The 10350-nt window shown below is 55.3% G+C and carries 10 protein-coding genes and 2 riboswitches; of the genes, 5 read left to right on the forward strand and 5 right to left on the reverse strand.

Annotated features, from left to right (window positions below; all coding sequences use genetic code 11):
* From KNP85_RS06965 to mtnK, 4 genes are read right to left on the reverse strand one after another with little or no spacing between them, the layout of a single operon-like run.
* Entirely contained in the window at positions 1-1374 is a 1374-nt protein-coding gene (locus KNP85_RS06965; RefSeq protein ID WP_214802412.1) for a sugar ABC transporter ATP-binding protein, read from the reverse strand.
* Positions 1374-2450 (reverse strand): sugar ABC transporter substrate-binding protein, encoded by a 1077-nt coding sequence (locus KNP85_RS06970; RefSeq protein ID WP_214802415.1) that lies wholly within the window; start codon positions 2448-2450, stop codon positions 1374-1376. Before KNP85_RS06970 ends, KNP85_RS06965 begins: the two co-directional genes overlap by 1 nt.
* Positions 2443-3477 (reverse strand): S-methyl-5-thioribose-1-phosphate isomerase, encoded by a 1035-nt coding sequence (gene mtnA / locus KNP85_RS06975; protein ID WP_214802418.1) that lies wholly within the window; start codon positions 3475-3477, stop codon positions 2443-2445. Before mtnA ends, KNP85_RS06970 begins: the two co-directional genes overlap by 8 nt.
* Positions 3474-4625, reverse strand: a complete 1152-nt coding sequence (gene mtnK, locus KNP85_RS06980; protein ID WP_058765092.1) for an S-methyl-5-thioribose kinase — start codon at positions 4623-4625, stop codon at positions 3474-3476. Before mtnK ends, mtnA begins: the two co-directional genes overlap by 4 nt.
* Before the next feature lie 81 nt (positions 4626-4706).
* Positions 4707-4809, reverse strand: a riboswitch (SAM riboswitch).
* A gap of 205 nt (positions 4810-5014) precedes the next feature.
* Positions 5015-5116: riboswitch (SAM riboswitch) on the forward strand.
* 69 nt (positions 5117-5185) lie between these two features.
* Here mtnK and KNP85_RS06985 point away from each other — a divergent pair.
* Genes KNP85_RS06985 through KNP85_RS07000 form a run of 4 tightly spaced genes read left to right on the forward strand, consistent with a single transcriptional unit; the run spans position 5186 to position 8151 of the window.
* Entirely contained in the window at positions 5186-6343 is a 1158-nt protein-coding gene (locus KNP85_RS06985) for a 2,3-diketo-5-methylthiopentyl-1-phosphate enolase (RefSeq protein WP_021066017.1), read from the forward strand.
* Complete coding sequence (locus KNP85_RS06990) at positions 6340-6990, forward strand: 2-hydroxy-3-keto-5-methylthiopentenyl-1-phosphate phosphatase (RefSeq protein ID WP_021066016.1); 651 nt, start codon at positions 6340-6342, stop codon at positions 6988-6990. Before KNP85_RS06985 ends, KNP85_RS06990 begins: the two co-directional genes overlap by 4 nt.
* Positions 6987-7604 (forward strand): methylthioribulose 1-phosphate dehydratase, encoded by a 618-nt coding sequence (locus tag KNP85_RS06995; RefSeq protein WP_021066015.1) that lies wholly within the window; start codon positions 6987-6989, stop codon positions 7602-7604. Before KNP85_RS06990 ends, KNP85_RS06995 begins: the two co-directional genes overlap by 4 nt.
* A gap of 13 nt (positions 7605-7617) precedes the next feature.
* Entirely contained in the window at positions 7618-8151 is a 534-nt protein-coding gene (locus tag KNP85_RS07000; protein WP_021066014.1) for a 1,2-dihydroxy-3-keto-5-methylthiopentene dioxygenase, read from the forward strand.
* A 37-nt stretch (positions 8152-8188) separates the two neighbouring features.
* On the opposite strand, the gene KNP85_RS07005 is transcribed toward KNP85_RS07000, so the two are convergent.
* Positions 8189-9022, reverse strand: a complete 834-nt coding sequence (locus KNP85_RS07005; protein WP_021066013.1) for a TerC family protein — start codon at positions 9020-9022, stop codon at positions 8189-8191.
* A 267-nt stretch (positions 9023-9289) separates the two neighbouring features.
* Here KNP85_RS07005 and folE2 point away from each other — a divergent pair, with 267 nt between their 5' ends.
* Complete coding sequence (gene folE2 / locus KNP85_RS07010; RefSeq protein ID WP_021066012.1) at positions 9290-10198, forward strand: GTP cyclohydrolase FolE2; 909 nt, start codon at positions 9290-9292, stop codon at positions 10196-10198.
* Positions 10199-10350 lie beyond the last annotated feature (152 nt).

The raw sequence follows: 10350 nt of genomic DNA on the forward strand, positions 1-10350 counted from the left end.
TTAGACGCCTCCTTTCTGTTGCCAACGGCCGCGGTCGAGCCAGAGCGTCCGGTTGGCGACCAATTCTAATTCATGCGGTTCGCTCGATGTGAAGATGACGGTTTTCCCGTCTTTGGCGAGGCGGGTGACGAGTTCATAAATGTCCCGTTTCGCCGTCACGTCGACGCCTTTCGTCGGTTCGTCGAGCAGATAGACGTCCCGGTCCTCGAGAAGCCATTTGCTGAGGACGATCTTCTGTTGATTCCCCCCGCTCAGCTCCCGGACCGGTTGCCCGACCTGGTCGTATTTCACTCGCAGCGAGGCCAATACATGTGTGATCGCGTTCGCCTTCCCTTCAATCGCGAGGACGTTCCGTTCAATCGAATCGTCGAGGAAAAGCCCCTGTTTCCGGCGTTCTTCTGGTACGAGGGCAAATCCGGACCGGACCGCCTGACGCGGTTCACGAATCTTGAGCGGTTTCCCGTCCAACGTCACTTGTTGTTCGACACCAGAGAGACCGAATAGCGCCTCAATCAACTCCGTCTTCCCGCTCCCGGTGACGCCGCCGATGCCGACGACTTCGCCTTTATACGCCGTGAACGAAAGCCTCGTCCCGAACGTCGGTAACGTGAGGTCTGCCTGAATCCGGATCTCGGTTTCAGGAACGGCTTTCTCTACCGCCTCTGCCATGTCGGATCCGCTCAAATACGTATGGATATCCCGTTCTGACAACGCCTGAAACGGCCCTTCGTAAGCGATGCGCCCATCCCGGAGGAACGTCGTCGTCGTGGTGATAAGCGACAGTTCGTCCGATCGATGGGTGATGAGAAGAATGCCGACGTCCTCTGCTGCGAGCGACTGCAGTAATGTGAGCAGTGCCGCCGCATCATCCGTCGACAAGGCGGCCGTCGGTTCGTCGAGCAAGAGGTAGGCCGCATCACTCGCGAGCGAACGGGCAATCAAGACACGTTGTTTGACACTGAGCGGGAAACGCCCGACCGGTTCGGTCACGTCAATCTCTAGCCCGACACGTTCCAAGTAGGCAGCCGCTCGCTGTTTTAGTTCGCGAGGACGAATCCGCTCGACCGCCTGCCACGGCACGACGTTCTCATAAATCGGTAAATCGAGATAGAGCGCGTCATCGACTTCTTGCGACACCGTGATGACCCCGCGGCGAATCGCCTCGGCCGGTGTGAATGTGACCGCCGTTTCGTCGAGCTCGACCGTCCCGGACGTCGGGATGATGGCGCCACTCAACAGCTTCACGAGCGTACTCTTTCCGGCCCCGTTCAATCCAAGCAATCCATGAATCTCGCCACGTCGGAGCGTGAAGCTGACATCGTCGAGCACGGTGACGTCGCCATAGCGTTTCGTGACGCGTTCGAGCCGTAACATCAGTCCGTCCCTTTCATCCAGTCCGACCAGGCCGCGTCTGATGCGCCCCAGTTCGGGACGTATTGGCCGAGGTCGTCCATCGTCACTTTCTCGTCCGGCAAGACGTCACGGTCGACGAGATATGGGTCGACCGAATGAATCGACGGCGTCTCTTCACCCGCTAATTTTTGATACGCGTAACGGACTTGGATGCGTCCGATTTCAGCCGGGTCGGTCGCCGCCGTCACTTTCCACGGGCTGCCGTCCTCTTGCATGAGTTGAAGGTCTTCGTCACTCAAATCGATGCCATAGACGTCGATTTCATCGCGTCCGGCCTGTTTGATGGCACGGCTCGCCCCTTTGGCGAACTCGTCCCACATCGCGAATACGGCATCAATCTCGCCTTCCGGATATTTCTTCAAAATTGCTTCCATCTGGCTCTGTGTGTCGAGCGCCGTATTGTTCGTCGCCGAACCGAACTTGGCGACTTCCGTAATGCCCGGATAGCGTTTCAAGAACGCATCGTAAATCGTGTGGCGTCGTTCCATCGGTGTGAAGCCACCGACCCAAATCGTGACGATGTTGCCTTCGCCGTCCAAATCTTCAGCGAGTGCCTTGAGCGAACGCCAGGCGAGCGAATAGTCGTCCTGGTCGATGACCGTTACGCCTTCGTTCGTCAAATCGTTGTCGAACGCGACGACTTGGATGCCTTTGTCGAGTGCGCGTTGGACCGGTTCTTTCAATGCATCGGCGCGGCCATGGTCAATCAAGATGACATCGACGCCTTGCGTCGTCGCCGTGTCGACGTAGCTCGCCATCTTCGACAGATCGTTGTCAGCGTTGTACACTTTCACGTTGCCGCCGAACGATTCGACTTGTTCCGTCACCCCATTGATATACTGCGACGAGAACGTCCCAATCGACATTTGCATAATCAAGGCGACGTCGATTTCTTTCGGCAACGTCCCGTTCGAGACCGAGACGGGCTTGGTCTCTGCCGTCTTCTCGACCGGCTTCGATGGGGCCGCTTGCTCGTTCGTGCAACCGACGAGCGCCAAGACGAATGTGAATAACAAAATCAATAGTTTTTTAGACATGAATCGTTCCCCCTACATGATGTGTGATGGTGGCTTCTGTCGGTCCGAACACCCCCGCCTCGGTGATGAGTCCGGTGATGAGGTCGGGCGTCGTGACGTCGAACGCCGGATTGAAGACGGTGATACCGACAGGCGCCGTCGGTTGACCGCCGATATGTGTCACTTCTGACGGATTCCGCTCCTCGATTTCAATCGTGTCATCCGCCGTCAAATCGAACGTCGAATGCGGCGCCGCGACATAGAACGGAATGCCGTAATGTTTGGCGAGGACGGCGAGCTGCAACGTCCCGATTTTATTGGCGACGTGACCCGTCCGTGTGATACGGTCGGCTCCGACGATGATGGCGTCGACTCGTTTTGACTGAATCGTCCAAGCCGCCATATTGTCCGTGATGAGCGTCACGTCGATATCGGCCCGATCGAGCTCCCAGACGGTGAGGCGTGCCCCTTGCAGGAGCGGTCGCGTCTCACAGGCGAAGACGTTGAAGGATACGCCACGTTCTTTTCCGACGTAAAACGGTGCGAGCGCCGTGCCGTAACGCGATGTCGCGATGGCACCGGCGTTGCAAATCGTCAATACGTTCCCCCCGGCCGGCAACACCGTCAGTGCATGCTCGCCGATGGCCCGGTACGTATCGACGTCCCGGTCGTACAAAGCGATGGCGCGGCGTTTGATTTCCTCGGCAATCGCCTCAAAATCATCCCCGACATTTAAATCAAGGAGCGATTCAATCACGTTTTGCAGATTGACCGCTGTCGGCCGGGTCGCAATCAAGCGGCGTCCGACGAGGTCGAGCCGACGCGTGAAGTCCGGGTCATCGACTAACCGTCCCGCTTCTTTGGCGAGGACGAACGCCCCGAAGTAAGCGATGGCCGGTGCGCCGCGGACTTGGAGCGTCTCGATGGCATGTTCGGCCTGTTCAAGCGTCTCGATTGTCACGTAACGCTCTTCATGCGGCAACAACGTCTGGTCCAATACGATGAGTTCGTCTGTCTGTGAATGGAAACGGATGTTTTGGACCGTCATACGCGCACCCCCGACAGGAGTGTCACCAAGTCGTCAATCGATTCGACGCTGTGTCGTTCTTTAATGAGCGCCGTCCCGAGGGCGAGCGCGTCACGTTTTCGTTCGAGCCGCGTCGCTTCCGGCAATGTCTCGAGATCGGCGACACCGGCCAGTCCGACGGCACGGCGAATGAGTTCGCAACCGGCGTAGCCGATCGTGTCGCTGAAGACCGTCCGCAACAACTCGTCGACGAAACCATCCGTATTGAATGGCTCGACGGCGCGCTCAAAATTAGCCCGAAACGTCTTCTCGAACGTCTCCCACACCGTCAAGACGTCCGTGAAACGCTCGAAGCGTTTGAGCGGGTCATAGAACGTCGACAGCGTCAAATGGGCGATGATTTGGCCGAGGTCGAAGCCGAACGGTCCGTAAAATGCGAACTCTGGATCGATGATTTTCGTCTCTTGTTGAGTCGCGAAGATGCTGCCCGTATGTAAGTCTCCATGCAGGAGTGCCTCATGTTTCGTGACAAACCCGACTTTCAATTTCGTCACCTCGATCTTGAGCGCCTGGTCTTGCCAAAGGCGTTCGACATCTGCTCGCAGCGCCGTCTCGATGTTGTTCGACTCCGCGTCTTTGAACGGATCGGTGAAGATGAGCTTCTCGGTGATGTCACACAGTTCCGGGTTGTAATAGTCACGTTCAATCCGCTTCTTCGCGATCGGTCCAGCTGCGTAATCCGACGTCGCAAACAGCGTCTCGCCCAAAAATTCACCGACATGACGGGCGAGTTCCGGGTAGCTCTCCCCGTTCAAATAGCCGGTGCGGACAATCTCATAATCAGATAGATCTTCTATAATCGTGTAAGCGAGTGTCCGGTCGCTGCCAAGGACAGCCGGGACGAACCGAGGCGCGACAGTCGCAAACTCACGGAGTGCCAACTGTTCAATCCATGCCCGCTCGAGCGTGAGCGGCCAGCTCTCACCGACGACTTTGGCGTATGGGAGCGCTTGTTTGACGATCAGGCGCTGTTCGCCTTGGCGAATCCGAAACACGAGATTCAAGTTGCCGTCCCCGATCTCCTCGCACTCGGCGATTCCTTCTTGCAAGTATCCTAATTGACGGACGTGCTCGACGACGGTCTGTTCTGTAAATGGTTGATATGACATGATGTTTTCCCCTTCCTGTACGTTGCCCACAAAAAAAGCCCCTTTCTCCGCGAGAAAGAGGCACAGCCAAAATGGTTGTTCCTCTCATCTGTCAGACATTCGTCTGGTGGATGTAGCACCGTGCCTAGTGGTCGGTTGCTGCGGCGTCATCGGGCCAATTCCCTCTGCCAACTCGCGATAAGAGTGTGTTATTCGATTCGGTGAACTTATGTGATGAATATTACGGACTCGACGTCACGATTGTCAACGTCATTTTCTCGACGCAACTCCGTCTTTTTTTGTGCATATATGGAAACAACTTCCCAAAATATTTTTTTTGGAAAAAAAGGAATTGACGACGTGATGATTCTGTGCAAAAATTCAATTAAATTTCACAACTTCAAATCACATTCTTATCAAGAGCAGACGGAGGGACGAGCCCGATGATGTCGCAGCAACCGACCAGAGATGGCACGGTGCTAATTCTTGCAGCGAAAGCTGAGAGATAAGAGTTCATTTTTTATGATGACCTCTTGCCTCGGCATGGGGTCATTTTTTGTTTGCCTGGAAGGAGGAACCATATGAGTATCACTGCCACATATGAAATCAAACGAACGGACGCGGTCGCGACCGTCGCCGACAAAATCGCCCTCGAGCTGACGGTCGGTACTTGGACGGAGCTGCCTCACTTAGAGCAAGAGCAGTTACAGGCGTACCGGGGTGAGGTCGTGTCGACCACACATACGGATACGACGAGCCGCTTCACAATCCGCTACCCGTTACATAATGTCAGCCCTGACTTTTCATCCATCTTGACGACGACGTTCGGGAAACTGTCCCTCGACGATTCGATTCGGTTAATCGATTTGACGTTGCCCGAGACGCTCGCCCCTCATTTCAAAGGCGCCAAGTTCGGGGTCACTGGAATTCGCGAGTTACTCGGTGTTCATGATCGCCCGCTCGTCATGAGCATCTTCAAAGGTGTCATCGGCCGTGACCTCGCGTTTCTCGAGCAGCAACTCCGCGATCAGTTCGCCGGAGGCATCGATATCGTCAAAGACGACGAGATTTTATACGACAACCCGCTCACCCCATCGCTCGAACGGGCCCGGATCGGAGCGGACGTCATTCAAGCCCACTTCGAGGCGACCGGGAAACGTGTCCTCTACGCCATCACGCTGAGCGGCCCCGTGTTCGGTCTACGTGACCAGGCGCTCCGTCTTATCGAGGCAGGTGCGACAGCGCTCCTGTTCAACGTCTATACGTACGGTCTCGACGCACTGCGCGAACTTGCGAACGATTCAGACATACGCGTCCCCATCTTGGCACATCCGGCCTTTGCCGGCGCCTTGACCGGATCAATCAGTCATTCGCTCTTACTCGGTAAACTCCCACGCCTCGCCGGGGCCGATTTAACGCTCTTCCCGTCTCCGTACGGCTCCCTCGCGACACCGCGTGACGAGGCGTTCACGATTCGTGACCAGAGCGCCGAACCGCATTGGTCGAAACCGATTTTACCGGTCCCGTCAGCCGGGATTCATCCAGGACTCGTCGCCGATATCATTCGTGATTTCGGGACGGATGTCGTCATCAACGCCGGCGGTGGCATTCACGGACACCCGGACGGCGCAGCCGCCGGGGCTCGTGCTTTCCGACAAGCGATCGCTCACGTTCTCGGCCAAACCGAAGGACAGACGGACGAGCTCGATACCGCGTTGAAGGCGTGGGCGTCACGATGACGGTCCATATCCTCTGCGACTTCGACGGGACGATCACGGCGGAAGACAATATTATCGCGTTGATGAAGGCGTTCGCCCCGCCGGCTTGGGTCGAGTTGAAAGATGCGGTCCTCGAGCAACGGATTTCGATTCGCTCCGGTGTCGGTCAACTGTTTCAACTATTGCCGAGCGCAGATGCCCCGGCCTACCGTGATTATTTGTTGGAGCGCATCACGCTCCGCCAAGGGTTCCCGGCATTTTTAGAAGAAGTTCGGGCCCATGGCTGGAAGTTTGACGTCGTCAGCGGCGGGATGGACTTCTTCGTGCAGCCGGTCTTGGACGGGCATGTCGCCCCCGAGCATATCTACTGCAACGTCGCCGACTTCTCCGCTGAGACGGTCACCGTCGCTTGGCCACACGCTTGCGATGAACAATGTACGAACGATTGCGGCTGTTGCAAGCCGACGCTCGCTCGTCGCATCGTCAATCCCGCCGACCGCTTGATCGTCATCGGCGACTCAGTGACCGACTTCGAGGTCGCGAAGCGTGCCGACTTCGTCTACGCACGAGGTCAACTCATCACGCTCTGCGAAGCGGCAGGCATCCGTTACGCACCGTTCGAGACGTTTGACGACATCACCCATCACTTGAAGGAGGTGGTCGTATGAGCCTTGCGACACGTTGGCTTGAACTCGCCGACATTAAAGACGAACTCGCCGCCCGCGACTGGTTCCCCGGAACGAGTGGGAATTTGGCGATTCGCGTTTCCGACGATCCGCTCGAATTTCTCGTCACGGCGAGCGGACGCGATAAACGAAAACGAACACCGGAAGACTTTGTTCACGTCGATGCGGCCGGACGCTTGATCGGCGAACAGACAGGAAAACCATCCGCCGAGACGCTGCTCCACGTTGAAGTGTTCAATCGGACGGACGCGACGTGTTCGCTCCATGTCCATACGGTCGACAATAACGTCATCTCCGAGCTCCATGCTGCCACCGGCGAAGTCGTCTTCACCGGCCAAGAGATCATCAAGGCGCTCGGCTACTGGGACGAGGACGCGGTCGTTCGCGTGCCAATCATCGAAAACCATGCGGACATCCCGACGCTCGCGGCCGCCTTCGCCCCTCACATCCACGCAAGCGCCGGTGCCGTTCTCATCCGCAATCATGGTATCACCGTCTGGGGCGAGACCCCGGACGCGGCCAAACGCTATTTAGAGGCTTACGAATTTTTGTTCAGCTATACATTAAAACTACGCGCCCTAGGCGTCCATTCATAAGGAGGAACCAACCATGGCAACTGTCTATTTCCAACAAACCGAAGAGCGTTACGTCGATCAAACTGAAGTGAGTGCCTTTTTAGAGTCTCGCGGGATTCTGTACGAACAGTGGGACATCACAAAGCTCCCGGAAAACCTGCAAGAGAACTATCAGTTGACGGACGAGGACAAACAAGCGATTTTGTCGACGTTCCGTGACGAGATTCGCGACGTGTCGGAGCGACGTGGCTATGAGACGGCAGACGTCATCTCGTTGTCGGATGCGACGCCGAACTTGGACGAACTGCTCGTCAACTTCCAAAAGGAACATCACCACACAGATGACGAGGTCCGCTTCATCGTCAGCGGCCATGGCATCTTCGCCATCGATGACGCCGAACGTGGCTATTTCAACATCGAGCTCAACCCAGGCGACCTCATCTCGGTGCCGGTGAACACACGCCACTACTTCACGCTCCAAGACGACCGCAAAGTCGTCGCCGTCCGGATTTTCGTGACGACCGAAGGCTGGGTGCCGATTTACGAGAAGCAAGACGTGACAGCATGAAAAATGGTCTCTCGCCCAAAGGTGAGAGACCATTTTTTTAATGTTTGGCAGCGGCTGTCGGTTTTGAAGAGAACCAACCCCATACCGCGATACCGACCATGACCGACCAGAAGAACACGGTCCACGCCGTCGAGTGGACGAATCCGTCCGGAAGACCCATGAATTCGAACGGTGTGCCGGCAATCAATTTCTTGAAGCCAGGGTGTTCAAGCACGAGCACCGTCAACTTCACACCGACCCAGCCGACGATGATGAAAGCAGCTGTTTCGAGTGATGGGCGTTGATGCAACAGTTTGACGAAAATTCGAGCAGCGAAACGCATCAAGATGACCCCGATGAGTCCACCTGTCAAGACGACGAAGAACTGACCAGAGTCGATCCCACCGATTTCACCGAGACCGAGTGGCGGCAAGCTGACCGCGAGCGCGACCGCTGCGAGAATCGAATCGACCGCGAAGGCGATGTCGGCAAACTCGACTTTAGCAACCGTCCACCAGAATTCTTTCTTCGTGACCGGCTTCTCTGTGACAGCCGTCTCTTCTTTCGCCTCAGCAGCGAGATCTTGTTTCGGCTCTAGCTTGCGGGCCTTATAGGTCATATACAGATGTCGTGCACTCATTCCGATCAAGTAAAGCGCACCGAGCGCCTGGACTTGCCAGACGTTGATCAAGAATGAGATTAGGAACAATGCGATGAAGCGGAAAACGAACGCTCCAAGCAAGCCGTAAAATAGTGCCTTCTTCTGTTCCGTCCGCGGCAAGTGCTTGACCATAACCGCCAAGACGAGTGCGTTGTCTGCAGAAAGTAGCCCTTCTAGACCGACGAGTACGACAATGATCCAGGCGTACTGCAGGATTAACTGCCAATCCATTAAAACATCCCCTTTTTCTGTTGTGTTCCTTCATATTTAACAGTGATCTATTTTTTAAGTTCACAGGAACATTTTATTCCCGATTTAACACGAAATCAATCTTCTTTTCTTCAATTGCTGAAGTTTTTTTATTTATGAGGACATGCAAAGCACGTTCAAAGCATGTTCAGAGAGCAAAATGGTACCCGGTCGATGTACATTTCGTGATAAAATCCTAACAAGAACGAGTGGCAGTCATTTGCCCTCTCAAAAAAGGAGAATCCGATTATGTCTACAAGCCATGTCGCTTTACCTACTAAAGCAGAACGACATAAATTATTCGGTTCGGTCCCGCCCATCAAAGGCACGAAACCAACTGAAAAAGATAAAATGGTCGATCTACAAAACACACCAAAAAACTTCTTGTTCGCGCTTGACAGCGTCGGCATCTCAAACGTCAAACACCCAGTCAACATCGAGACGCCAGACGGCATCCAAGCGACGGTCGCCACGTTCGAGTTGACGACTTCGCTCGTCCAAGACCGTAAAGGCATCAACATGTCACGTCTGACAGAACAGCTCGACGCGTACCACACGCAAGGCTGGACGTTATCGAACCGCTCGCTCATCGAGTTCGCGCAAGAACTCGCCGAGCGCATGGAACAGACGGAAGGTCAATTGACGGTCCGTTACCCATGGTTCTTCAGCCGGAAAGCCCCGGCCACAGGTCTCAGCGGTCTCATGAATGCGGACGTCATGCACAACGTGACGTACAACCTCGAGACAGGGATGGCAAGCGTGACGGTCGGTCTCGTCATCAACGTGACAACGCTCTGCCCATGCTCGAAAGAAATCAGCGAGTACAGCGCCCACAACCAACGCGGCTACATCACGATTGAAGCCGGTCTCGATGAAGCATCGCTCGACGGTTTCGACTGGCGTCTCGCGCTTCTTGAGGCAGCTGAGTCGAACGCATCGGCCCCGCTTCACCCTGTCTTGAAACGTCCGGATGAGAAGCGTGCCACGGAAATCGCGTACGAGAACCCGCGTTTCGTCGAAGACATGGTCCGCTTGATCGCGGCTGACTTGTATGAAATGAAACAAGTCGTCAACTTCTTCGTCGAATGCCGCAACGAAGAGTCGATTCATCAGCACGATGCGATTGCCTCAATCACATTCGATAAGCGCGATAACTAAAAACGAGTGAAGCCTGTGCGGGCTTCTGGGCTAACCTAAATTTTTGAGACAATATAAAAACACCTTCGCAGTGGTACACTTTAAAAAAGTGCTAGCATCGGAGGTGTTTTTGCGTGGGCAAAAACGTATATTCAAGTGAAGTGAAATGGGCA

Origin of the sequence: Exiguobacterium sp. s194 (genome assembly GCF_018618275.1) — a bacterium.
Taxonomy (GTDB): Bacteria; Bacillota; Bacilli; order Exiguobacteriales; family Exiguobacteriaceae; genus Exiguobacterium; species Exiguobacterium chiriqhucha.

Coding starts and splice junctions, on each gene's coding strand:
- KNP85_RS06965 (WP_214802412.1), bottom strand. CDS start 1,374: ATGTTACGGCTCGAACGCGTCACGAAACGCTATGGCGACGTCACCGTG.
- KNP85_RS06970 (WP_214802415.1), bottom strand. CDS start 2,450: ATGTCTAAAAAACTATTGATTTTGTTATTCACATTCGTCTTGGCGCTC.
- mtnA (WP_214802418.1), bottom strand. CDS start 3,477: ATGACGGTCCAAAACATCCGTTTCCATTCACAGACAGACGAACTCATC.
- mtnK (WP_058765092.1), bottom strand. CDS start 4,625: ATGTCATATCAACCATTTACAGAACAGACCGTCGTCGAGCACGTCCGT.
- KNP85_RS06985 (WP_021066017.1), top strand. CDS start 5,186: ATGAGTATCACTGCCACATATGAAATCAAACGAACGGACGCGGTCGCG.
- KNP85_RS06990 (WP_021066016.1), top strand. CDS start 6,340: ATGACGGTCCATATCCTCTGCGACTTCGACGGGACGATCACGGCGGAA.
- KNP85_RS06995 (WP_021066015.1), top strand. CDS start 6,987: ATGAGCCTTGCGACACGTTGGCTTGAACTCGCCGACATTAAAGACGAA.
- KNP85_RS07000 (WP_021066014.1), top strand. CDS start 7,618: ATGGCAACTGTCTATTTCCAACAAACCGAAGAGCGTTACGTCGATCAA.
- KNP85_RS07005 (WP_021066013.1), bottom strand. CDS start 9,022: ATGGATTGGCAGTTAATCCTGCAGTACGCCTGGATCATTGTCGTACTC.
- folE2 (WP_021066012.1), top strand. CDS start 9,290: ATGTCTACAAGCCATGTCGCTTTACCTACTAAAGCAGAACGACATAAA.